The following is a 24,501-nucleotide window of genomic DNA, read 5'->3' as shown; positions in this document are numbered from 1 at the left end:
GACGACAGTCCGGACCTCCCGACGCGACCGCGTCCTCGCTTACGATGGCCGTTGCGGTGGGGCCCACCCTCCGTGCCCGTGCACGAAACAGTGCCAGGCCCGACCGGCAAGGAGACAAACCTCGGTGTCCGTCTTCAACAAGCTCATGCGTGCAGGCGAAGGCAAGATCCTCAAAAAACTGCACCGCATCGCGGACCAGGTCAACTCCATCGAAGAGGACTTCGTCAACCTCTCCGACGCCGACTTGCGTGCGCTCACGGACGAGTACAAGCAGCGCTTCCAGGACGGCGAGAGCCTGGACGACCTGCTGCCCGAGGCCTTCGCGACGGTCCGCGAGGCCGCCAAGCGCGTCCTCGGCCAGCGTCACTACGACGTCCAGATGATGGGCGGCGCAGCCCTGCACCTCGGCTACGTCGCCGAGATGAAGACCGGTGAGGGCAAGACCCTCGTCGGCACGCTGCCGGCGTACCTGAACGCGTTGTCCGGCAAGGGCGTCCACCTGATCACGGTGAACGACTACCTCGCCGAGCGCGACTCCGAGATGATGGGCCGGGTGCACAAGTTCCTCGGCCTGGAGGTCGGGTGCATCCTGGCGAACATGTCTCCGGCGCAGCGCCGTGAGCAGTACGCCGCCGACATCACGTACGGCACGAACAACGAGTTCGGCTTCGACTACCTCCGCGACAACATGGCGTGGTCGCAGGACGAGCTCGTCCAGCGCGGCCACAACTTCGCCGTGGTCGACGAGGTCGACTCGATCCTCGTCGACGAGGCCCGTACCCCGCTGATCATCTCGGGCCCGGCCGACCAGGCCACCAAGTGGTACGCGGACTTCGCGAAGCTGGTGACGCGCCTGACCAAGGGCGAGCCCGGCCAGCCCCTCAAGGGCATCGAGGAGACCGGCGACTACGAGGTCGACGAGAAGAAGCGCACCGTCGCCATCCACGAGACGGGTGTCGCGAAGGTCGAGGACTGGCTCGGCATCGAGAACCTCTACGAGTCGGTGAACACCCCGCTCGTCGGTTACCTCAACAACGCCATCAAGGCCAAGGAACTCTTCAAGAACGACAAGGACTACGTCGTCATCGACGGCGAAGTCATGATCGTCGACGAGCACACCGGCCGCATCCTGGCCGGCCGCCGCTACAACGAGGGCATGCACCAGGCGATCGAGGCGAAGGAAGGGGTGGACATCAAGGACGAGAACCAGACCCTCGCCACGATCACCCTCCAGAACTTCTTCCGCCTGTACTCGAAGCTGTCGGGCATGACCGGTACGGCCATGACCGAGGCCGCCGAGTTCCACCAGATCTACAAGCTCGGTGTCGTCCCGATCCCGACCAACCGGGACATGGTCCGCAAGGACCAGGCGGACCTGATCTACCGCACCGAGGTCGCGAAGTTCGCCGCCGTCGTCGACGACATCGCGGAGAAGCACGAGAAGGGCCAGCCGATCCTCGTCGGTACGACGTCGGTCGAGAAGTCCGAGTACCTCTCGCAGCAGCTCTCCAAGCGGGGCATCCCGCACGAGGTGCTGAACGCGAAGCAGCACGACCGTGAGGCGACGATCGTCGCCCAGGCGGGCCGTCGCGGCGCTGTCACGGTCGCCACGAACATGGCCGGCCGCGGTACCGACATCAAGCTCGGCGGCAACCCGGACGACCTCGCCGAGGCCGAGCTGCGCCAGCGCGGTCTGGACCCGGAGGAGCACATCGAGGAGTGGGCGCACGCCCTTCCCGAGGCGCTCACGCGGGCCGAGGCGGCCGTGAAGGCGGAGTTCGAGGAGGTCAAGGACCTCGGCGGGCTGTACGTGCTGGGTACCGAGCGCCACGAGTCGCGCCGCATCGACAACCAGCTGCGCGGCCGCTCCGGCCGACAGGGCGACCCGGGCGAGTCCCGTTTCTACCTGTCGCTCGGCGACGACCTGATGCGGCTGTTCAAGGCGCAGATGGTCGAGCGCGTCATGTCGATGGCGAACGTGCCGGACGACGTGCCGATCGAGAACAAGATGGTCACGCGGGCCATCGCGTCGGCCCAGTCGCAGGTCGAGACCCAGAACTTCGAGACGCGCAAGAACGTCCTGAAGTACGACGAGGTCCTCAACAACCAGCGCACGGTCATCTACGCCGAGCGCCGGCGGGTCCTGGAGGGCGAGGACCTCCAGGAGCAGATCCGTCACATGATGGACGACACGATCGACGCGTACATCACGGCCGAGACGGTCGAGGGGTTCGCGGAGGAGTGGGACCTGGACCGGCTGTGGAGCGCCTTCGGGCAGCTCTACCCGATCAAGGTCACGGTGGAGGAGCTGGAGGACGCCGCGGGCGACCGCGCCGGCATCACCGCCGAGTTCATCGCGGAGTCCGTCAAGGACGACATCCACGAGCAGTACGAGGCCCGCGAGGCCACGCTCGGCTCGGACATCATGCGCGAGCTGGAGCGGCGCGTGGTGCTGTCGGTGCTGGACCGCAAGTGGCGCGAGCACCTGTACGAGATGGACTACCTGCAGGAGGGCATCGGCCTGCGGGCGATGGCCCAGAAGGACCCGCTGGTCGAGTACCAGCGCGAGGGCTTCGACATGTTCAACGCCATGCAGGAGGGCATCAAGGAGGAGTCCGTCGGCTACCTGTTCAACCTGGAGGTCCAGGTCGAGCAGCAGGTCGAGGAGGTCCTGGTGTCGGACTCCGGTCCGTCGCTGACCAAGCCGGAGATCCGGGCGAAGGGTCTGGACGCCCCGCAGCGGCCGGACCGCCTGCACTTCTCCGCGCCCACGGTGGACGGTGAGGGCGGCGTCGTCGAGGGCGACTTCGAATCGGATTCCGGTGACGACTCCGGGATGACGCGCGCGGAGCGCCGTAAGGCCGCGAAGGCCACGGGCGGCCGTCGCCGCAAGAAGTAACCCGCGGGCTGCTCGCGGTATCGCCGCCGGGGCCGGACACCACGCCGTGCGTGGGGTCCGGCCCCGGCGGCGTTCGCGTGCGCGGGCAGGGGCGGTGTCCCGTGGCGGGGGTCACGGGCGGGGGCCGTGGAGTTCCACGGCGGCGCAGCGCCAGCGCAGGTCGGGGCCCTGTTCCAGGCGGAAGGCCAGCGCGGTGAGGCGGTCGCCCGTGGCGATGCGGGCGAAGGCCTCGATGACCCCCGGACCGGGGGTGAAGCGGCCGCATCCGTGCAGGACGGGGCTGAGCCGGCGGGCGTCGTACGCGCGCTCCTGCGGGGGATCGGCGGGGGCGAGGGTGATCAGCTGGTCGTAGGCCGGGCCGATGGTGTGGCCGATCAGGGAGTGCACAGGGCGGCGCCCGCTGAGGACGGCGAGCAGCCGTTCGGCGAACCAGTGGTGGGGGCCGCGGTGGATCCCGGCGGACGGCCGGCGCCGGTCGTGGCGGCGGCCGGGCCCCGCGGCGGCGGGCCCGGTGCTTGCGGGCCTCGCGGTGCCGCGGCCGGGGCCGGTGCCGGCCCCGGCGCTGCCGGCCGTTCGGGGGGTCCCGCTTCCGGTGGCGCCGGTGGCGGTGGTCCCGGCCGCGGTGGTGGTTCCGAGGCGCCCGGTGCTTCCGGTGGTTCCGGTGGTTTCCGTGGTGCGGGGGGTGCTCGTGGTCATGGTGGTCGTCCCCGGGGGCCGGGCCCGGCGTGAGTACCGGGCAGTAACTTGGTAGGGGACCTTCTACGGGGCTGCGAACACGCTCCGCAACGGCGCCGCGGGGCCGCCCCGGACCCGGCGCGTCTTCACCTATCCGGGTCGCTCACCGGCCGCCCCGGGCCCCCGGGGGCGCCCCGACGGGAGCGGAGTGGACGCCGCCGGGCCTCGTCGCGGCACCCCGAAAGGGGACGAGGGCCGTCACGGACGGAGTCCGTGGCCCCGCCCGGACCCCGCGTCACGGCTCCGGGTCGGCCCCTGGGCACCCGCGGGTCCCCCGGGGCGATCCGCCCAGCGCCCCGGGGGGTCACCGGACGGAGTCCGGTGCAGCCCGCCGAAGGCCGCGCAGGCCCCTGGGGCCGAGGCGTGCGAGGGGGGCGTCGCGAAGGAGTGGCGGCGGCCCGGTCGTATCCTGGGGGCGTTTCCGACTACCGAAAGCAGCGGCCATGCGCGTGTATGTCCCCCTGACCCTCCCCGGGCTCGCCGAGGCGCACCAGGCGGGTGAGCTGGGCCCGGCTCCGCTGCGGGCGTACGCCGTCACGCCCGGGCTGCGCGAGTGGTACGTGTCGGACGACATCGAGGAGCTGGAGTACGCCGCCCTGACCAGGGCCGCCGCCGCCTCGCTGCGGATGATCGCCGAGGACGGGTCCGCGCCCCGCAAGCGGGTCGTGGTGGCCGTCGACGTGGACGACAACGCCGCCACCGCCACCCCCGGCGCCGACGAGGCCACGCTGGGCCAGGTGGCCCTCGCCGGGGCCGTACGGCTCTCGGTGGCGGCCGCGGTGCACGTGGACGCGGAAGAGGCCCTGGAGGACGTGAGCGCCGCCGTGGCGGCCGTCGCGGCCGCGGACGGGGGCGACGAGGACGCGCGGTTCACCGTCGACGGAGCCGAGGACCACGAGCTGCTGTGGTTCGGGGTCCAGGAGATTGAGGGGCTGCTGAAGTGAGCGCGGCACCCGGGAACCCGGCGCCCCAGGGCACCCCGCTCGTGGTCCCGACACCCGAGGGCCCCGCGCTCGCGGCGGCGGCGCCGGCGGTCGCGGCAGCCCCGGTGGCCGTCCCCGCGCCCGCGGCCCCGCACATCGTCTGGGACTGGAACGGCACGCTGCTCCACGACATCGACGCCGTGATAGCCGCCACCAACGCCTCCTTCGCGGAGCTCGGCCTCGCGCCGATCACCCTGGAGCGGTACCGCGAGCTGTACGTCGTACCGGTGCCGAAGTTCTACGAGCGCCTCATGGGCCGCCTCCCCACGGACGCCGAGTGGCTGGTCATGGACGAGGCCTTCCACCGCCACTACTGGGTGGCCGCCGAGGACGCCGGGCTCGCCGAGGGGGCCCGCGAGCTCCTGCGGGGCTGGCAGGCGGAGGGGCTGACGCAGTCGCTGCTGTCCCTCGCGCCCCACGAGCAGCTCGTGCCACTCGTACAGGCGCACGGGATCCACGGGCACTTCCTGCGCGTCGACGGGCGTACCGGGCCCTCCCACACCACCAAGGCGGGACACCTCGTACGTCATCTGGCGGCCCTGGACGGGACGGGAGTGACGGCAGGCCGTACGGTCCTCATCGGAGACGCCGTGGACGACGCGCTGGCCGCCGCGCACGTGGGCGCGCGGGCCGTCCTCTACACGGGCGGTTCGCACAGCCGCGGCAGTCTGGAATCAGCCGGTGTCCCCGTCGTGGACAGCCTGGCGGAGGCCGTACGCACTGCTCGCGAGCTGGCCGGATAGCGACCGTCCGGATGAGCGGAGAGCGACTGCACCCCGGTCCGGCACGCACGGCCGGGCCAGTCGCTATCCAGAGTGTCAAAGTTACCCCCCCTCTTTTGTACACATACAGCTCATGACGAGCCGGGGGTGGAGCGAGATAGCCTGGTACCCGTGATCAGCGCGATAGTTCTCGGAGGCACTGAAGCCTCCACCCCGCGCCCGGCGCACCACCGTGCCCGGGCCGTCGCTGATCCCCGCCCCCGGGACCTCCTGCCGATCATGGCCGATTTCCTCCCGGTGGCCTCTCTCGACGGCATAGCGTCGATCCCGAACGGAAACCGACATCCCGCCTCGCGGTGCTATGCCATTCCTTCCTTCACCTACGTCACGCAATGGCGCGCGACAGGAGCCAGAGGACATGCAGACCAAGCTGGACGAAGCAAAGGCCGAGCTGCTCGCGCGGGCGGCACGGGTAGCTGAGAACAGCCCGGCCGGGGGGCTACTTCCGACTGGGGCCGAGCAGGGGGAGCGTCCCGACCGGGACACGACTCTCGCCTACCTCCAGCGCTACTACCTGCACACCGCCCCGGAGGACCTCCTCGACCGGGACCCGGTCGACGTGTTCGGGGGCGCGCTCTCGCACTACCGGCTCGCGGAGAACCGTCCGCAGGGCACGGCGAACGTGCGGGTGCACACGCCCACGGTGGAGGAGAACGGCTGGACCTCCAGCCACTCCGTCGTCGAGGTGGTCACCGACGACATGCCGTTCCTCGTGGACTCCGTGACGAACGAGCTGTCCCGCCACGGGCGCGGCATCCACGTCGTGATCCACCCGCAGGTCGTCGTCCGCCGCGACGTCACCGGCAAGCTGATCGAGATCCTCGGCCCCGACTGCGACGCGCACGGTCCCCGCACCGCACGCCCCCACGACTCCCTCGTCGAGTCCTGGATCCACGTCGAGATCGACCGCGAGACCGACAAGGCAGACCTCAAGCAGATCACCGCCGATCTGCAGCGCGTCCTGTCCGACGTACGCGAGTCCGTCGAGGACTGGGAGAAGATGCGCGACGCGGCGCTGCGCATCGCGCAGGAGCTGCCCGAGGAGCCGACCGCCCCCGACCTGCGCGAGTACGAGCTCGAAGAGGCCCGCGAGCTGCTGCGCTGGCTCGCCGACGACCACTTCACCTTCCTCGGCTACCGCGAGTACAACCTCGTCGACGGCGACTCCCTGGCCGCCGTGCCCGGCACCGGCCTCGGCATCCTGCGCTCCGACCCGCTGCACCACGGCGACGGCGAGGCGCACCCCGTCTCGCCGTCCTTCAACCGGCTGCCGGCCGACGCCCGCGCCAAGGCCCGCGAGCACCGCCTGCTGGTGCTGACCAAGGCCAACAGCCGCTCCACCGTGCACCGCCCCTCGTACCTCGACTACGTCGGCGTGAAGAAGTTCGACGCCGAGGGCAACGTCGTCGGCGAGCGCCGCTTTCTCGGCCTGTTCTCCTCCGCGGCGTACACCGAGTCGGTGCGCCGGGTCCCGGTCATCCGCCGCAAGGTCGCCGAGGTCCTCGAGGGCGCCGGCTTCGCGCCGTCCAGCCACGACGGCCGCGACCTGCTGCAGATCCTGGAGACGTACCCGCGCGACGAGCTGTTCCAGACCCCGGTCGACAAGCTCCAGGAGATCGCCACCTCCGTGCTGTACCTGCAGGAGCGCCGCCGGCTGCGGCTGTACCTGCGCCAGGACGAGTACGGGCGCTACTACTCCGCGCTCGTCTACCTGCCGCGCGACCGCTACACCACCGGTGTGCGGCTGCGGCTGATCGCGATCCTGCAGGAGGAGCTCGACGGCATCAGCGTCGACTTCACCGCCTGGAACACCGAGTCGATCCTCTCCCGCATCCACTTCGTGGTCCGCGTCCCGCAGGGCACCGTGCTGCCCGTGCTGACCGACGCCGACGTCGAGCGGATCGAGGGCCGCCTGGTCGAGGCCGCACGCTCCTGGGCCGACGGCTTCGGCGAGGCGCTCGTCGCGGAGCTGGGCGAGGAGCGCGCCGCCGAGCTGCTGCGCAAGTACACGAACTCCTTCCCCGAGGGCTACAAGGCCGACCACTCGCCGCGCTCCGCCGTGGCGGACCTGGTCCACCTGGAGCGGCTGTCCGCCAGCGACCGCGAGTTCGCGCTGTCGCTGTACGAGCCGGTCGGCGCGGGCCCCGGCGAACGCCGGTTCAAGATCTACCGCACGGGTGAGCAGGTCTCGCTCTCCGCGGTCCTGCCGGTCCTGCAGCGCCTGGGCGTCGAGGTCACCGACGAGCGGCCGTACGAGCTGCGCTGCACCGACCGCACCAACGCGTGGATCTACGACTTCGGTCTGCGGATGCCGCTCGCGAGCGGCAACGGCGACTTGGCCGGAACCGCCAGCTACCTCGGCGACGACGCGCGCGAGCGGTTCCAGGACGCCTTCTCGGCGGTCTGGCAGGGCGACGCCGAGAACGACAACTTCAACACCCTGGTGCTGAGCGCCGGACTGACCTGGCGTCAGGCCGTGGTCCTGCGCGCGTACGCCAAGTACCTGCGCCAGGCCGGTGCCACCTTCAGCCAGGACTACATGGAGGACACCCTCCGCAACAACGTCCACACCACCCGGCTGCTGGTCTCCCTCTTCGAAGCCCGGATGTCGCCGGGCCGCCAGTCCGCGGGCACCGAGCTCGTCGACGCGATGCTGGAGGAGCTGGACGGGGCCCTGGACCAGGTCGCCTCGCTGGACGAGGACCGGATCCTGCGTTCCTTCCTCACCCTCATCAAGGCGACGCTGCGCACGAACTTCTTCCAGCTCAACGCGGCGGGCGAGCAGCACTCCTACGTGTCGATGAAGTTCGACCCGCAGGCCATCCCCGACCTGCCGGCGCCGCGCCCGGCGTTCGAGATCTGGGTCTACTCCCCGCGCGTCGAAGGCGTCCACCTGCGCTTCGGCAAGGTCGCCCGCGGCGGCCTGCGCTGGTCCGACCGCCGCGAGGACTTCCGTACGGAGATCCTCGGCCTGGTCAAGGCGCAGATGGTCAAGAACACCGTCATCGTGCCCGTGGGCGCCAAGGGCGGCTTCGTCGCCAAGAACCTCCCCGACCCGTCGGTGGACCGCGACGCGTGGCTCGCCGAGGGCATCGCCTCGTACAAGATCTTCATCTCGGCGCTGCTCGACATCACCGACAACATGGTCGGCGGCGAGGTCGTGCGGCCCAAGGGCGTGGTCCGCCACGACGAGGACGACACCTACCTCGTCGTCGCCGCCGACAAGGGCACCGCGACCTTCTCCGACATCGCCAACGGGGTCGCCGAGTCCTACGGGTTCTGGCTGGGCGACGCCTTCGCCTCGGGCGGCTCGGCGGGCTACGACCACAAGGGCATGGGCATCACCGCCCGCGGCGCCTGGGAGTCCGTCAAGCGGCACTTCCGCGAGCTCGGGCACGACACCCAGACGCAGGACTTCACCGTCGTCGGCGTCGGCGACATGTCCGGCGACGTCTTCGGCAACGGCATGCTGCTCTCCGAGCACATCCGCCTGGTGGCGGCCTTCGACCACCGGCACATCTTCATCGACCCGAACCCGGACGCGGCGACCTCCTTCGCCGAGCGCCGGCGCCTCTTCGAGCTGCCGCGCTCCTCGTGGGGGGACTACGACACCTCGCTGCTCTCGCAGGGCGGCGGGATCCACCCGCGCAGCGCGAAGGCGATCCCGGTCAACGCGCAGGTCCGCGCGGCCCTCGGGATCGACGCGGGCATCTCCAAGATGACCCCCGCCGAGCTGATGCAGGCCATCCTCAAGGCCCCCGTGGACCTGCTGTGGAACGGCGGCATCGGTACGTACGTCAAGGCGACGGCCGAGACGCACGCCGACGTCGGCGACAAGGCCAACGACGCCATCCGCGTCAACGGCTCCGACGTGTGGGCCAAGGTCATCGGCGAGGGCGGCAACCTGGGCCTGACCCAGCTCGGCCGCATCGAGTTCGCGCGCAGCGGCGCCGGCGGCGAGGGCGGCAAGGTCAACACCGACGCCATCGACAACAGCGCGGGCGTGGACACCTCCGACCACGAGGTGAACATCAAGATCCTGCTGAACTCGGTGGTCGCCGACGGGGACCTGACCGTCAAGCAGCGCAACAAGTTCCTCGCCGCGATGACCGACGAGGTCGGCCGTCTGGTGCTGCGCAACAACTACGCGCAGAACGTGGCACTGGCCAACGGCGCCGCCCAGGCGCCCAGCCTGCTCCACGCCCAGCAGCGCTTCATGCGCCGCCTGGGCCGTGACGGCCTGCTGGACCGCGCCCTGGAGTTCCTGCCCAACGACCGGCAGCTGCGCGAGCTGCTGAACAACGGCAAGGGCCTGACCCAGCCGGAGCTGGCCGTCCTGTTCGCCTACACCAAGATCACGGTGGCGGAGGAGCTCATCCACACCGGGCTGCCGGACGACCCGTACCTCGACCGCCTGCTGCACGCCTACTTCCCGGGCGCGCTGCTCGCGAAGTTCCCCGAGCAGGTCGACGGGCACGCGCTGCGCCGCGAGATCATCACCACGGTGCTGGTCAACGACACCGTCAACAGCGGTGGCTCGACCTTCCTGCACCGCCTGCGCGAGGAGACCGGAGCCTCCCTGGAGGAGATCATCCGGGCGCAGCTCGCGGCCCGCGAGATCTTCGGCCTGGCCGGGGTGTGGGACGCGGTCGAGGCCCTCGACAACGAGGTCGCCGCCGACGTCCAGACCCGGATCCGGCTGCACTCGCGGCGGCTGGTCGAGCGCGGTACGCGCTGGCTGCTGAACAACCGGCCGCAGCCGCTCGAGATCACCGAGACCATCGAGCTCTTCACCGAGCGGGTGACGCAGGTCTGGTCGGACCTGCCGAAGCTGGTGCGCGGCGCGGACCTGGAGTGGTACGAGGCGGTCATGGCGGAGCTGATCGGCGAGGGCGTGCCGGAGGAGCTGGCGGCCAAGGTGGCCGGCTTCTCGTCCGCCTTCCCGACGCTGGACATCGTCGCGATCTCGGACCGTACGGACGTCGAGCCGCTGGCCGTCGCCGAGGTGTACTACGACCTCGCCGACCGGCTCGACATCACCCAGCTGATGGACCGGATCATCGAACTGCCGCGGGCCGACCGCTGGCAGTCGATGGCCCGCGCGTCCATCCGCGAGGACCTCTTCTCGGCGCATGCGGCGCTGACCGCGGACGTGCTGGCGGTCGGGAACGGGACCTCGACTCCCGAGGAGCGCTTCAAGGCGTGGGAGGAGAAGAACGCGGCGATCATCGGGCGTGCGCGGACGACTCTGGACGAGATCCAGGGGTCGGACGACTTCGATCTGGCGAACCTGTCCGTCGCCATGCGGACGATGCGCTCGCTGTTGAGGGCGCACGCGTAGCCCTGCGGGCGGCTGTACGAGTACGGGCCGGGCCCGGGACCCTCTGGGGGGTTCCGGGCCCGGCCCGTACTCGGTGCGGTCCGTCGTGGGCGGGTGCGGCGCCGTTGCCGGGGGCGCTGCCCCCGGACCCCCGCTCCTCAAACGCCGGAGGGGCTGGATTTGGCCCGGCTGCGTTGGATTGGGCCCGGCGGCGTTGGATTGGGCCCGGTGGCGACGGATTGGGCCGGCGGCGGTGGTCCGGGAGCTCAGTGCTTGTTGGTGAATGCTTCGTACGCGTCGCAGACCTCTTTCGAGGGGCCGTCCATGCGCAGGACGCCTGATTCGAGCCAGATCGCGCGGTCGCATGTTTCGCGGACCGTGCCGATGCCGTGGCTGACGAGGAAGACGGTGCCGGCCCGTTCGCGGAGTTCCTCGATGCGGGCCTGGCTGCGGCGCTGGAAGGCGGCGTCGCCGGTGGCCAGGGCCTCGTCGATCATCAGGACGTCGTGGTCCTTGGCGGCGGCGATGGAGAAGCGCAGCCGGGCACCCATGCCGGAGGAGTAGGTGCGCATGGGCAGGGAGATGAAGTCGCCCTTCTCGTTGATGCCGGAGAAGTCGACGATCTCCTGGTAGCGCTCGCGGATCTGCCGCTTGGACATCCCCATGGCGAGGCCGCCGAGGACCACGTTGCGTTCGCCGGTCAGGTCGTTCATCAGGGCGGCGTTCACGCCGAGCAGGGACGGCTGGCCGTGCGAGAAGATCCGGCCGCGCGCGACCGGCTGGAGGCCGGCGATGGCGGACAGCAGGGTGGACTTGCCGGAGCCGTTGGTGCCGATCAGGCCGATGGCCTCGCCCTTGTAGGCGGTGAAGCTGACGCCCTTGACGGCGTGCACCTCGCGGATGCCGGTGGCGGGCTTGCGGGAGAACATCCGGCTCAGGGCCGCGGTCGCGCCGCCCTTGCGGCCGCCCGAGCCGTGCACCTTGTAGATCACGTGGACGTCGTCGGCGATGACGGTCGGGGTCCGGGTCTCGGTTGCGGTGTCAGCCACGGCCGTACTCCTCCTCTGCCTTCCAGAAGAAAACGAACCCGCCGACGCCGGCGAGCAGCGCCCAGCCCAGGGCGACCGGCCAGACGTGGGGCGGGAGCTGGTGCGCCGTGTACGAGTCGATGAGCGCGAAGCGCATCAGGTCGATGTAGACGGCGGCGGGGTTGAGCTTGAGGGCCATCGAGACCCAGCCCGGCAGGTGGTCCGTCTTGAGCATCTGGTCGATCGACCACATGACGCCCGAGGCGTACATCCAGGTCCGCAGGATGAACGGCATCAGCTGGCTGATGTCCGGGCTCTTCGCTCCGACCCGCGCCATGACCATGGCGCAGCCGGCGCAGAAGACGGCCATGAGCGCGAGGGTGGGGAGGGCGAGCACCCAGCTCGGGGCGGGGGTCTGGCCGAAGACCAGCAGCAGGATGATCAGCGCGCCCATGGTGATCAGTAGCTGCTGGAAGAGCTGGACGACGGTGGACAGCGGCAGCGAGGCGCGGGGGAAGTGCAGGGCGCGCACCAGGCCGAGGTTGGACTGGACGGCGCGCGTGGAGGCGTTGATGCAGCTTCCGATGAAGTCCCAGACAAAGACACCTGTGATCAGGAACACGATGTAGTCCGGTACGCCGCGCTGGGCGTGCATGACGATGCCGAAGATGAAGTAGTAGACGGCCGCGTTGAGCAGTGGGGTCATCAGGTGCCAGACCTGGCCGAGGCTGGCCTGGCTGTACTGGGAGTGCATGCGGGCGGTGGCGTACGCGGTCACGAAGTGGCGCCGGCCCCAGAGCTGCGCGATGTAGCGGGGGAGGGTGGGGCGGGCCCCGCTGAGGGTCAGGTCGTGGGCCGTCGCCAGGTCGGCGATGGGGTCCGGGGCCTTGCCCTTGGCCCTGACCTGGTGATTCGTCGGGGCGGGGGCCGGGGGTGGCGCGGTGGTCGCAGTCACTGGGTCGCTTTCGACGGGGTGCGGGGCGTCGGCGGGCGATGGAACGGGTCCGTATCGTCGCTACGGTGAGGTTAGGTCGTTCGACGTCGGAACGCAACCGTATCGTCGTCGCGGGATATGCTCTGCGTATGACTCGTGAGCCTGCCGCCGCCCCCGCCCCCGCCCCCGCCGCCGCCCGAAGAGCCCCCGCCGGGGCCGCCGTTCTGCGCGAGGACGTGACCGAGGCGATCCGGGCGGCCGTCGTCGAGGAGCTGGCCACCGTCGGCTTCGCACGGATGTCGATCGAGGGCATCGCACGGCGGGCCGGCGTGGGGAAGACGGCCGTGTACCGCCGGTGGAAGTCGAAGCTGCACCTGGTGCTGGACCTGGTCGGCGCCTTCGCTACGGACGGCCTGCCGGTGCCGTCGACGGGGTCGCTCTACGGGGACGTACGGGCGCTGCTGGAGGTGATGACGCACGTGCTGCGGCATCCCGTGGCCTCGGCGGTGATCCCCGACCTGCTGGTGGAGGCGGCGCGGAATCCCGAGATCGCGGACGCGGTGCGGGGGGCTCTGCTGGAGGGGCAGCGGCGGATGGCGGAGGGGATCATCTCCGAGGCGGTGTCGCGCGGCGAGCTGCCCGTGGGGGTGGATGCGGGGAGGGCGCTCGATCTGGCGATCGGGCCGCTGTACTGGCGGCAGGTGGTGGTGCGGGACGCGGTGTCGCGGGGCTACCTGGACGACCTTGCGCGGTCGGTCGTCGCCGGGTTGACGGCCGGGCCGGCCTAGGGGCTTCCCCTGCGGGGCGGAATCCCCTACCCGCCCTTCCTCCGTTCCCAGGGCTCTGCCCTGACCCGGTCCTCAAACGCCGGACGGGCCCCAGGGGTGCCGGGCTGCGCCCGGACCCCCTGGGGCTCCGCCCCAGACCCCGCGCCTCAAACGCCGGCGAGGCTGGATTTGGCTCCGCCCCGGGCTGGATGTGCCGACGGGTGAAAAGGGTTACGGCCAGCGGGACGTGGCCAGGTGGGCCAGGGTGGGTTCCGGGGTGGCGGAGGGGGCCGCGGGGGTGGGGCGGCGGTCTTCCAGGGGGGTGATGGGGGCGGTCGGCTGGCTCAGGAAGACGTGGCGAACCACCCGCTCCGCCGCCTGGCCGTCGTCGTGCGTGCAGAACCGGGTCCGGAAGGACGCGCGGAGCTGCGCCGAGCGCGAGCCCTGCCAGTGGCCGGTGGAGAAGATGTCCACCAGCTCGTCCTCGGTGCGGGCGATCGCCCCCGGGGGGAAGGCCCGGAGGTCGAAGTACGTGCCGCGGGAGGCCTCGTACGCCTCCCAGTCGTCCGCGTGGATGACGATCGGACGGTCCAGGGACGCGTAGTCGAACATCAGGGACGAGTAGTCCGTCACCAACGCGTCTGAGGCCAGGCAGAGTTCCTCGACGGAGGGGTGGGAGGAGACGTCGAGGAGGCGCGGGTGCGGCTCGGGGGAGGGCGAGCCCGCGTAGGTGAGGTGGGTGCGGGTCAGGATCGTGTAGCGCGGGCCCAGGTCGCGCAGGATCCGGTCGAAGTCCGGGTGGGCGGGGCGGCTGCGGCGGTAGTCGCGGTGGGTCGGCGCGTACAGGATCGCCGTGGAGCCCGGCGGGATGCCGAGGCGTTCGCGCAGCTCCAGGACGTCCGCCTGGGTGGCCCGGTGGAACACGTCGTTGCGGGGGTAGCCGTATTCGAGGGTGGTGTACGAGGAGGGGACCGCCTTTTCCCAGACGAGGGTCGAGTGGCGGTTCGAGGAGAGCAGGTAGTCCCACTGGTCCGCGCCCCGCAGTAGGCCCGCGAAGTCCGTCGTGGGGGTGGCCGCAGGGCGGTCCTGGAGGTCGAGGCCGACCCGCTTGAGCGGGGTGCCGTGCTGCGTCTGCACGAGGATCTGGCCGGGACGCTTGACCAGCGCACGGTCGAAGTTGACGTTCGTGACGAGGTAGGTGGCGCGGGCCAGGGCCGTCCAGTACGCCGCCGAGCCCGGGCGGAGGGGGGTGGTGCCGCGGGGGAGGGTCGAGGCGTGCGCCGGGTCGCAGATCCAGGCCGTCCGCATGCGCGGGGCCAGTTCGCGCAGCTTGGCCTCGATCGCCGCCGGGTTGCAGGCGTAACCGCCGTGCCAGTACGCGGAGAAGACCGCCAGCTCCGGGCGGAGCGGGAGCAGGCGCTGCGCGCGGTAGTGCAGGCGCAGGCCGGTCTCGCGCAGGCCCCGCCCCAGGACGACCCCGGCGCGGCCCGCCGCGAGCGCGGCCGAGCGCAGGAGGGAGAGGAGGCGGTACGTGCGCCTCGTGCCCAGGCGCATCAGGAGGTGGCGGGTGCGGTCCGTGCGGCTCAGGGACAGCGGCCGGGGGCCCGGCACCCGGTAGCGGCGCAGCAGGGCCGAGGCCCGGGCGAAGAACTCGGACCGGGCGGCGCGCGGGAGCCGGCGCGGGTCCGCGTACAGGGCGCAGAAGTGCTCGGCCATCCGCCGGTGCACGGCGGGCCGCCAGCGCTCCAGCTCGGGGCGGGTGGCGAGGTAGCCGAAGACGCGGTCGTACTGGTCGAAGACGTCCAGGTGCCGGCGGGTGGACGTGGTCAGGATCGAGCCCGTGCGGCGCTGGCGGTAGTGCACGCAGACCCGGTCGAGGACAGCGACCGACTCCGCCGCCAGCAGGGCCGGGTAGGTCCAGGGCGTGTCCTCGTAGAAGCCGGGCGGGAAGGAGAGGCCCTCGCGCTCCACGTACTCGCGGCGGTAGGCCTTGTTCCACACCACCATCAGCATGCCGAGGAGGGCGGGGCGGTCGGCGAGCCGGAAGCTGGCCGGTCCCTCCTCGCACAGGCGGTGGGAGAGGCTGTTGCGGACCGTCTCGCCGCTCCAGTAGGTGCGCGCGTAGTCGTAGACGAGGACGTCCGGGGAGCCGGTGGCCTTCAGCCGGTCGGTGATGGCCTGCAGGGCGCCGGGGGCCAGGGTGTCGTCGCCGTCGAGGAAGAGCACGTAGTCGCCGGTGGCGCGGGAGAGGCCAGCGTTGCGGGCCGGGCCCAGCCCGAGGTTGTGCGCCAGGTGCACGGCGGTGACCCGGGGGTCGCGGGCTGCGCAGTCGTCGATGATCGGACCGCAGGCGTCCGGGGAGGCGTCGTCGACCACGATCAGTTCGAGATCCGGATACGACTGGGTCAGGACCGAGTCCAGACTCTCCTGGAGGTACGCCTGGACCTTGTACGCGGGCACGATGACGCTGAACCGGGGCACGGCACATCCAGGGGTCGGCGCGGGCATATGGCCCAGGAACCCCCGGCGTGGTGATCGGGTTACGCAGGGTGCGGCATTCGGGTTACGGAGCGTCAACCCGGCACGTCAACACCATGATCAGGGGCTGATGCCCTGCCCGATCGACTACTTGATCGCTCCCGCCATCACCCCCGAGACGAACTGCCGCTGGAAGGCGAAGAAGACGACGAGCGGCACCACCATCGACAGGAAGGCGCCGGGCGCCAGCACGTCGATGTTGTTCCCGAACTGCCGTACCTGCTGCTGGAGCGCGACCGTCACGGGCGGATGCGCCGAGTCCGCGAAGACCAGGGCGACCAGCATGTCGTTCCACACCCAAAGGAACTGGAAGATGCCGAGCGAGGCGATCGCCGGACCGCCCAGCGGGAGCACCACCCGGGCGAACAGCCGCAGTTCGCCCGCTCCGTCGAGGCGGGCCGCCTCCAGCAGCTCGCGCGGGATCTCCGCGAAGAAGTTGCGCAGCAGGAACACGGCGAACGGCAGCCCGAAGGCGGTGTGGAAGAGGACCACCCCCGCCGTGGTCTCGAACAGGCCGATGGAGCCGAAGAGTTCGGAGACCGGGATCAGCGCCACCTGGACGGGTACGACGAGCAGCGCGACCACGATCAGGAACAGCCAGTCGCGGCCCGGGAACTCCAGCCAGGCGAAGGCGTATCCGGCGAACGCCCCCAGCACCAGGACGAGCAGGGTCGCCGGCACGGCGATGGCCGCCGTGTCGATCAGCGACCCCGTGACGGTCTCGTTGGCCAGCAGCCGCTCGTAGTTGTCGGCCGTCAGCCGGGAGGGCGCCGTCAGCACCTGCCACCAGCCGCGGTCGTTCAGCGCGGTGGGGGAGAGGAAGGAGGAGATCAGCAGCCCGAGCGTGGGCAGCAGCCAGAACAGGCCCGCGAGGACCAGGAAGACGCGCAGCGCCCCGCCGGCCGCCCGGGCGGAGAGGGACCGCGCGGTGGGCGGGATGCGGGGAGGGGCGGGGAGCGAGGCGGGGGACGGGGTACGGGAGTGCGTACGGGACGGGGTGCGCGGCGCTGTGCTCATCGGCGGGCCTCCCGGCGCATTCGGCGGATGTTGTAGGCCATGACGGGAGCCACCAGCACCAGCAGCAGCACCGCGATGGCGCTGCCCAGCCCCGGATCGGCGTCGGTGCCGAAGGACGTCCGGTACAGCTGGAGCGCCAGGACGTTGGCGTCGTCCTGCACCGCGCCCGGGGCGATCACGAAGACCAGGTCGAAGACCTTCATGACGTTGATGACGAGGGTGACCAGCACGACGGCCAGGACGGGCGCCAGCAGCGGCACCGTGATCCGCCGCAGCACCTGCCACTCGCTCGCCCCGTCCACCCGCGCCGCCTCCAGCAGCTCGCGCGGTACGGCGGCCAGCCCGGCCCCGATCAGCACCATCGCGAACCCGGCCCACATCCATACGTAGGCCCCGATCACCGCCGGGGTCACCAGGGTCGGGCCGAGCCACTCGACGCCCCCGTACGCCTCCCGGAAGTTCGAGGCGGGCAGCCGCAGAGTCGCGCCGTCGGCCGCGGCGGACAGGGTGAAGGTGCCGTCGGCCCGCGTCCTCGCCGAGTCGACCACCCGGCCGTCCTTGACCGCCTCGACGCGCAGCCCCGACAGCGCGGACTCGGTGGCGTCGACCGTGTTCGTCGTGCCGCCCCCGCCCCGGGTGAAGTCCTGCCAGGCGGTGCCGGTGACCTTCCCGGGCTCGGTGGCGGCCGGCCGCGCCGTGCGCGTTCCCGGGGGGAGGGCCTCGGGGGCGATGCCGACCAGCGGGAGCGGCGCGGGCACGCCCGCCCGTACCGGATCGCGGGTCACGTACGCGCCCCCGTCCGCCGGGACCAGCGGTGAGTCCCGGCCGGGGCGGGCCTTGGGGAAGGCGGAGGACTCGGCGAAGGTGTCGTGGACGCCGACCCAGACGGCGTTGGCCACGCCCCGGTCGGGGTCGGCGTCGTAGACGAGCCGGAAGATGATGCCCGCGGCGAGCATCGAAATGGCCATCGGCATGAAGACGATCAGCTTGAAGGCCGTTCCCCAGCGCACCCGTTCGGTCAGCACGGCGAAGAGCAGGCCGAGCGCGGTGGCTGTGACCGGGGCCAGCACCACCCAGATCGCCGTGTTTCCCAGCGCGGTGCGGATCGTGTCGTCGCGCAGGATCTCCCCGTAGTTCCCGGCGCCCACGAACTCCTCGCCGGAGCGGTCGAAGAAGCTGCGGTAGAGCGAGTAGCCGATGGGGTGCACGACGAGCGCGCCGAGCAGGACGAGGGCGGGGAGCAGGAACGCCGCGGCGGTCAGGCGGCGGCGCCGGGTCTCCTTGCTCCTCGGGGAGCCGGGGCCCGTGGCCGGGCCCGTGGCGAGGCCCGCGGCCGGCCCCGTCGCCGGGGAGGCCGACGGGCCGGTCGTGGGGCCGGTCGTGGGGGAGGTCGCGGGGGAGGTCGCGGGGGATCCCGTAGGGGGTCCCGTAGGAGAACCCGCGGGGGATCCGGTGGGGGACGCCACCGGGATCAGTTCCCGTAGGCCTTGGCCGCGTCCGCCTCCAGCCTCGCCTGTGTCCCCGCCACGTCGGCCGGGTTCGCCAGGAAGTCCTGGAGCGCCTTCCACTCGCCCGCGCCCGGGGTGCCGCCGAAGGCCGCCGGGGCCTGGTCCGACATGTCGAAGCGGAAGTTGTCGCCCGCCGCGATCAGGGCCTCGGCGATGCCGCGCTGGATGTCGTTCGGGTACGCGGCCGGTTCGAGTGCCTTGTTCGGGGAGAGGAAGCCGCCCTCACGGGCGTGGATCCGCGCCGAGTCCACCGAGGCCAGGAACGTCAGCAGCGCCTGCGCGCCCTTCGAGTCCTTCAGTGCGACCGCCACGTCACCGCCCGAGACCACCGGGGCCGTGGAGCCGACCGCCGGGAAGGGGAAGACCAGCGCGTCCGTGCCCACCTTGGCCTGCGTCTGCGCGATGTTCACCGCCACGAAGTCGCCCTCGAAGACCATCGCGGCCGCCGGCCGGTCGCCGCCGGTGAAGGTCTGCGTCACCGACTTCGGGAACTCGGTCGCCAGCGCCCCGCTCTGGCCGCCCGCCAGGAAGTCCTTGCGGCCGAACAGCTCGGCCAGCGTGGTCAGCGCCTGCTTGACGCTGTCGTCCGTCCACTTGATCTCGTGCTTCGCCAGCTTGTCGTACTTCTCCGGGCCCGCCTGCGAGAGGTAGACGTTCTCGAACCAGTCGGTCAGGGTCCAGCCGTCGGCCCCGGCCACCGAAACCGCCGGGGTGCCGGACGCGGACAGGGTGTCGGCGGCCGTGAGGAGTTCCTTCCAGGTCGCCGGGGGCCGTACGCCCGCCGCCTCGAAGGCCTTCGCGTTGTACCAGATCAGCGACTTGTTGGCGGCCTTGTAGTACACGCCGTACTGGGTGCCGTCGACCGCGCCCAGCGTCTTCCAGCCGGGCGAGAAGTTCTGGTCGAGCTGGGCCTGCGCCTCGGCGCCCACCGGCTTCGCCCACTTGTTCTTGACCGCCGAGACCAGCGCCCCGACCTGCGGGAGCAGCGCCACGTCCGGCGGGGCGCCGCCCGCGATCTTCGAGCCGAGGAAGGTGACGATCGGGTCCTGCGCCGGGACGAAGGTGACCGTGGCGCCCGTGCGCCGCTCGAACTCCTTCAGGACCTTGAGGAAGTTCGCCTGCTCCGCGCCCGTCCAGACGGCCGCGACCTCCAGCTTCTCCCCGTCGAGACGGGGTAACGCGACGACCGGCCCGCCCGAGGTGGTGGGGCCGTCCGTGCCCTTCGCGGGCTCCTTGCCGTCGCTGCCGCAGGCGCTCAGCGCGAGCGCGCCGGCCACGGCCAGAGCGGCCCACGTGTGGTGCGTACGAAGGGATGTCGTGCGGCTCGTTCCGTGCTTGCGCATGGCGGTGCCCCCGATGCCTCGCTGGCGATGGTGTGTCCCGTGCCACAAGGTCTACGCCGACCCGCGCACCCCCGCAATACCGCCTCGCGGGGTACGGGGGTGTGCGCTGGGCCGCTCGGGGGTCTGCCCGAGGGTCGGTCAGGGGTCGGTTCAGTGGTCGGTTCAGGGGGCCGGCGGGAAGAGCACCGGGACCGCCGACACCAGGTGCGAGGCCCGGTCCAGGGCGCTGGCCAGCAGCGCCAGGTCGGTCGGGCCGTTGCCCAGCTCGCGGACCGGGCGACGGGCCGGCGGATCGCCCATCCGCTCCCACTCCACCGGCACCACCGTCGGCCGCAGCGTCGCCGTCCGGGGGATCCGGCCGGTGACCCGGCCGCCCTGGAAGGGGACCGTGCGCCCGTCGGCGTACCGGAGCACGCCCCGGCCGGGGCCCGGCTGGTCGGGGGCGTCGAGCTCCACGCGCAGGGTCGTGAGCCGGGCCAGCTCGGTGTCGGCCGTCCGGTCAGGGCGGGCGCTGGTGGCCACCAGGTGCACCCCGAGGCGGGCTCCCTCGCGGGCCACCGCCTCCAGCGCGCGGACCACCGAACCGGCGGCGGGCCGGCCCGTGCTGCCCAGGCCCGGCGCGACCAGCGCGTCGAAGTCGTCCACGAGCACGACGAGGCGGGGCAGCGGGCTGGGCCCGGCCGCCGGATCGGTGCGGGTGGCCGAGGAGCGCAGCCGCAGGGTGCCGGAGCGCTGGGGTTCGAGATCGCCGCGCAGCTCGCCGGGGGTGGGCTGGCGGGGCGAGACCATCCGGTCGGAGACCTCGCGCACGGCGTGCCACTCGGAGAACGGCACCCCGTCCAGGAGCTCGGCCCGCCGCTTCAGCTCCGCGCCCAGCGCCTGCGCGAACTCCCGCATCCGCAGCGGGTCCGAGGCGACCAGGTGCGCCGAGACGTGCGGCAGCTCCGTGCAGGGCAGCAGGCCGTCGCCGCGCTCGCCGCCGGCCCCGTCGAGCAGGACCAGGCCGAGCCGGTCGGGCCGGGCGGCGGCCGACAGGGAGGCCGCCACGGAACGCAGCAGCTCCGTACGGCCGCTGCCGGCGGGCCCCTCGATCAGCACGTGCGGCCCGTCGGTGACCAGTTCGGCGCCCACCGGCCCGCGCCGGCCGGTGCCGAGGACTATCTCCGCGAGCCCGCCGACGCGCTGCCCCTGGTCGGTGGCGGCGGCCCAACGGGCCATCAGGGACGCCGGGGTGGCCCGGGCCAGCCCCAACTCGTCCAGCAGCCGGGAGGTCTGGGGCAGGTTGGCGGCGGCCGGCCGGTAACCGCCCTCCACGGCGGGGGAGTCGGCCTTGAGGGGGGCCAGGGCGCGGGCGAACCGCTCCGCCCAGGCCGCCGACACGGCGTCCGCCGTGGCCGTACCGCCGGAGGCGGCCGGTTTGCCGCCCGAGACCGCGAAGGTCCGTACGGCCGTGGCCACATCACCGCTGAGCAGGGCGACGGCCCCGCAGTCCCGGAAGGCGGGGGCGGCCGCGCAGGCCGCCTCGTAGGTCTCGGTGACGGGCGAGGCGGGCGTCGCGGCGGGCGCCTCGGCCAGGGCCAGCACGTGGATCCCGGCGGCCGGCCCGTGCGAGGCCAGCCGGCTGGTGACGTCCCGGAGCGGCCCGGGACCGGGGTCCCCGTCGAGCACCAGGAGGGTGAACGGGCCCCGGTAGCCGTACGAGGCCTCGCGGACCGCGTCCGGGCCGGCGGCGGCCCAGTGCGTGCCGAGGGGGCCGTCGTCGAGCCGCCGGGTCAGCTCCCCGGCGCGGGCGGCCGCCTGATCGCGGTCGTACGCGAGCAGCAGCCGACAGTCCTGACCATGCGCGGGGCGTACGTGGGGCAGCCAGCCGAGCCAGCCCCAGTCGCGGCGGCGTTCGGCGAGCGGGCGGGCCCGGTCGGTGGAGATCAGCACGATCTCCAGGCGCTGGCCGGGGGCGTGCAGGGCCGCGAGCCGCGCGATGACGGAGCGGGCCACACCGGTCAGCCGGGCCCGGGGGCCGGCGATGCCGAGCGCGCCGGTCTCGCGGAGCGCGACCTCGCTGCCCGCGCCGAGCGTGACGTCGAGCCCTGCGGGCCCGGCCCACAGCCGCGGGGCCGGCCCGAGGGCGGTGAGCAGCAGGGTCGCGGGATCGTCGGAGCCGGGCCGCACGGCGACGGCGGCCGCGGTCTCGGCGACGACCTCCACCTCGGCGGCCTCCGCCCCGCGCACCCACTTCCGCGCCCAGGCCCCGATCCCGCGACGCGCTCCGCGGCGGGGTTCGCCCCCGGTCCCGGCCGAACGGGCCGGCTCGGGCTCCTCCCAACCGGCCGCGCCGTGGTGCTCGACCCCGGTCCGCGGCGACGATCCCGACCCGGCGTGCCCGTACGGCCCGGCGGCTCCGCCGCCGGCTCCGTGCTCTGCTCCGGCGTGGGGGCTTGAGGCTCCGCCTCCGGCGTACGGCCCGGCGGCTCCGGCTCCGGCTCCGGCGTAGGGGTCTGAGGATCCGGCCTGGTGCGGCGGTCCGGAGTGCCGGCCGGGGGCCGAGCCGGGGTGTGCCGGTTCCCCGTACTGGGCGGGCGTGCCGCCGGGGTGCGCTGTTCCGTCGTACGGGCGCGGGGCTGCGGCCGGGCGTGCCGCTCCGGCGGGCTGCCCGGGGGCGCCGCCCCCGTGTGCCGCTCCGGGGTACGGGTCTGAGGCCCCGCCTCCGTGTGCCGCTCCGCCGTACTGCCCTGCGCCGGGCCGGTCGGGGAGCGAGTGGTGTCCGGCACCCGGGGCGCCGGGTCCTGACCCGGGCCCGGGCCTGGCGATCCGGCCGGTGCGGCGCGGGTCGGCGTCGCCGTTCTGGCCGGCCTCGCCGTACGGCCAGGGGTCCGGGGAAGCTGAGGCGGCCCGGCCGCCTCCGGTGTGATGCTCGGTGCCCCGGGCGGCGGGGGCCGCTCCGGCGCTGCCCTCCCAGTGCCCCGCGGGCGCGCCCGGGGTTCCGTAGCCGGGGCGGACGGGGTCGAGGGCGGAGCCCCCGTTTCGGGAAGGGGCGGGGTGGGGGATCTGTCCCTGCGCTCCCCGGTCCCCCGCGTCGGGGTACGCCCCACCGGCCCGGGCTCCGCCGGAGCTACCGCCCTCGGGGTACGACCCGGCCGCACTGCCGGGCGTAGCGCCGCTCCAGGCCTGGCCGGAGGCGCCGCCGCCGGGGTGTGATCCGGCCGGGGTGCCGGGCGTGGCGCCGCTCCAGGCTCCGCCGGAGGCGCCGCCGCTGGGGTGTGACCCCGTCGGAGTGCCGGGCGTAGCGCCGGTCCAGGCCTGGTCGGAGGCTCCGCCGCTGGGGTGTGACCCCGTCGGGGTGCCAGGCGTGGCGCCGCTCCAGGCTCCGCCGGAGGCGCCGCCGCCGGGGTGTGACCCCGTCGGGGTGCCGGGCGTGGCGCCGGTCCAGGCTCCGCCGGAGGTGCCGCCCTCGGGATGCGACCCCGCCGGGGCACCCGGCGTAGCGCCGGCGCGGACGGGGTCGGGGTGGCCGGGGGCCGCGTCGGGGTGGGGTCCCGGGAGGGGGACCGAGAGGTGGCCCTCCAGGTCAGGGGTGAGGGGGAGGGGGGCGGGGGCCGGGCCCACGGCCAGGCGGAGCGTGGATTCGCCGACCCGCAGCAGCGCCCCCGGCGCGAGCGCCACCCGCTCCGCGCCGACCACCGCGCCGTCGAGCGTCGTACCGTTCGTCGACCCGAGGTCGGCCACCGCCACCCGCCCGTCGGGCAGCACCGTCACGGTGCAGTGCAGGCGCGACACGTCAGGATCGTCCAGCGGGACGTCCGCGTCGGCCGAGCGCCCGATCCGGATCGCCCCCGGGTGCAGCAGGTGCACCCCGCCGGCGTCCGGCCCGGCCACGACGTGCAGTTGGGGGCCGTCCCCGATCCCGGTGCCGGTCCCGTCCGTCCGGACGTCGGGGCCGGGCACGTTCAGCGACAGCACCGCCCCGTCCACGAGCGGCGGCTCGCCGAGCGCGCACCGCGCGGGGTCCAGGCGCTCCGTACCGGCGTACAGCACGACCGTGCCCCCGGTGTCGGGTCCGCCGACGGTCGCCGCGAGCCCGGAGGCCACCGCGGACAGCGCGGTACCGGCGGGCGCGGTGACGAGTACGTCACAGCTCGCCGGCGCGCCTCCTCCGCCGGTACCCCCGCCGGAGGCGGTCGCGGTGGCGGTCTGGTGGCCGCTGCGCGACCCCGACCCAAGGACGGTCAGCCGGATCTGCATCGCCGTCAGCGGTCCCTTCTGCGCGGTGCGCGGTGAGTGCGCCCGGCAGGGACCCGCGGGACGCTCACCCACATGCCGTTCGCATGCCGTGCCCGTCCGCCCGCCCCCACCCGGCACGGACGCGTCGTCCGGTCAGGTCTGCCCGGAAGGCGGGGCTCCCGTCCCGGCCGTTCCGTACGGGTGCATCCTCGCACCTGTCGTCCTCAACACGCCCGCCACCCACCGGCAAGTGATCTTGATCGGTCGCGGACCGGCACCGGACCTGCAAGCGCGCCGATCGGATATCGACATGATGGCCGGGAAAATCGCCCCCGGCATACGCCGCAAACATCACCCTTCGCGCATATGTGCGGCAACCAACCTCCCTCACCCCGCGTCTTCCCTCGGGACAAGCCCTAGAGTGGGCCG

Annotated in this window: 13 protein-coding genes; 5 read left to right on the top strand and 8 right to left on the bottom strand. The window is 72.8% G+C overall.

Annotated features, from left to right (window positions below):
- Positions 1-124: 124 nt before the first annotated feature.
- Positions 125-2,899 carry a preprotein translocase subunit SecA gene (secA, locus tag AC3IYI_RS15400; protein WP_489410714.1) on the top strand — a complete coding sequence of 925 codons (2,775 nt, stop codon included), beginning with the start codon at positions 125-127 and terminating at the stop codon, positions 2,897-2,899.
- A gap of 111 nt (positions 2,900-3,010) precedes the next feature.
- On the opposite strand, the gene AC3IYI_RS15395 is transcribed toward secA, so the two are convergent.
- Entirely contained in the window at positions 3,011-3,352 is a 342-nt protein-coding gene (locus AC3IYI_RS15395; protein ID WP_489411542.1) for an Rv3235 family protein, read from the bottom strand.
- Between the two features lie 725 nt (positions 3,353-4,077).
- Between AC3IYI_RS15395 and AC3IYI_RS15390 the strand changes: the two genes are divergently transcribed.
- The 3 genes from AC3IYI_RS15390 (at position 4,078) to AC3IYI_RS15380 (ending at position 10,740) form a co-directional block, all read left to right on the top strand.
- Positions 4,078-4,578, top strand: a complete 501-nt coding sequence (locus AC3IYI_RS15390; protein ID WP_489410713.1) for a DUF6912 family protein — start codon at positions 4,078-4,080, stop codon at positions 4,576-4,578.
- A 104-nt stretch (positions 4,579-4,682) separates the two neighbouring features.
- Entirely contained in the window at positions 4,683-5,360 is a 678-nt protein-coding gene (locus AC3IYI_RS15385) for an HAD family hydrolase (RefSeq protein WP_489411541.1), read from the top strand.
- Between the two features lie 397 nt (positions 5,361-5,757).
- On the top strand, positions 5,758-10,740 hold the full coding sequence (locus AC3IYI_RS15380) for an NAD-glutamate dehydrogenase (RefSeq protein ID WP_489410712.1): 4,983 nt from the start codon (positions 5,758-5,760) through the stop codon (positions 10,738-10,740).
- A gap of 245 nt (positions 10,741-10,985) precedes the next feature.
- Here the strand turns inward: AC3IYI_RS15380 and AC3IYI_RS15375 are convergent, their stop codons facing one another.
- A complete protein-coding gene (locus AC3IYI_RS15375) occupies positions 10,986-11,768 on the bottom strand; it encodes an ABC transporter ATP-binding protein (RefSeq protein WP_489410711.1) in 783 nt (260 codons plus the stop codon).
- Positions 11,761-12,702, bottom strand: coding sequence for an ABC transporter permease (locus AC3IYI_RS15370; RefSeq protein ID WP_489410710.1), 942 nt, complete (start codon positions 12,700-12,702; stop codon positions 11,761-11,763). The genes AC3IYI_RS15375 and AC3IYI_RS15370 overlap by 8 nt, the downstream gene beginning before the upstream one ends.
- 128 nt (positions 12,703-12,830) lie before the next feature.
- Between AC3IYI_RS15370 and AC3IYI_RS15365 the strand changes: the two genes are divergently transcribed.
- A complete protein-coding gene (locus tag AC3IYI_RS15365) occupies positions 12,831-13,469 on the top strand; it encodes a TetR/AcrR family transcriptional regulator (RefSeq protein WP_489410709.1) in 639 nt (212 codons plus the stop codon).
- A 210-nt stretch (positions 13,470-13,679) separates the two neighbouring features.
- On the opposite strand, the gene AC3IYI_RS15360 is transcribed toward AC3IYI_RS15365, so the two are convergent.
- The 5 genes from AC3IYI_RS15360 to AC3IYI_RS15340 form a co-directional block, all read right to left on the bottom strand.
- Entirely contained in the window at positions 13,680-15,929 is a 2,250-nt protein-coding gene (locus tag AC3IYI_RS15360) for a bifunctional glycosyltransferase/CDP-glycerol:glycerophosphate glycerophosphotransferase (protein ID WP_489410708.1), read from the bottom strand.
- A gap of 144 nt (positions 15,930-16,073) precedes the next feature.
- On the bottom strand, positions 16,074-17,003 hold the full coding sequence (locus tag AC3IYI_RS15355; protein WP_489410707.1) for a carbohydrate ABC transporter permease: 930 nt from the start codon (positions 17,001-17,003) through the stop codon (positions 16,074-16,076).
- Positions 17,000-18,265 (bottom strand): carbohydrate ABC transporter permease, encoded by a 1,266-nt coding sequence (locus AC3IYI_RS15350; RefSeq protein ID WP_489411540.1) that lies wholly within the window; start codon positions 18,263-18,265, stop codon positions 17,000-17,002. The genes AC3IYI_RS15355 and AC3IYI_RS15350 overlap by 4 nt, the downstream gene beginning before the upstream one ends.
- A 209-nt stretch (positions 18,266-18,474) precedes the next feature.
- Complete coding sequence (locus tag AC3IYI_RS15345) at positions 18,475-19,854, bottom strand: ABC transporter substrate-binding protein (RefSeq protein WP_489410706.1); 1,380 nt, start codon at positions 19,852-19,854, stop codon at positions 18,475-18,477.
- A 162-nt stretch (positions 19,855-20,016) separates the two neighbouring features.
- Entirely contained in the window at positions 20,017-24,093 is a 4,077-nt protein-coding gene (locus AC3IYI_RS15340; RefSeq protein WP_489410705.1) for an FHA domain-containing protein, read from the bottom strand.
- Between the last annotated feature and the right edge of the window lie 408 nt (positions 24,094-24,501).

The sequence above is a fragment of the Streptomyces sp. GL_148 genome, from assembly GCF_057834205.1.
This window is presented reverse-complemented; position numbering and strand designations above follow the sequence as displayed.

What these genes read in the sequence shown, in the direction of transcription:
- AC3IYI_RS15390 (WP_489410713.1), top strand. Translation starts at nt 4,078, where the DNA reads ATGCGCGTGTATGTCCCCCTGACCCTCCCCGGGCTCGCCGAGGCGCAC.
- AC3IYI_RS15380 (WP_489410712.1), top strand. Translation starts at nt 5,758, where the DNA reads ATGCAGACCAAGCTGGACGAAGCAAAGGCCGAGCTGCTCGCGCGGGCG.
- AC3IYI_RS15365 (WP_489410709.1), top strand. Translation starts at nt 12,831, where the DNA reads ATGACTCGTGAGCCTGCCGCCGCCCCCGCCCCCGCCCCCGCCGCCGCC.
- AC3IYI_RS15355 (WP_489410707.1), bottom strand. Translation starts at nt 17,003, where the DNA reads ATGAGCACAGCGCCGCGCACCCCGTCCCGTACGCACTCCCGTACCCCG.
- AC3IYI_RS15345 (WP_489410706.1), bottom strand. Translation starts at nt 19,854, where the DNA reads ATGCGCAAGCACGGAACGAGCCGCACGACATCCCTTCGTACGCACCAC.
- AC3IYI_RS15340 (WP_489410705.1), bottom strand. Translation starts at nt 24,093, where the DNA reads ATGCAGATCCGGCTGACCGTCCTTGGGTCGGGGTCGCGCAGCGGCCAC.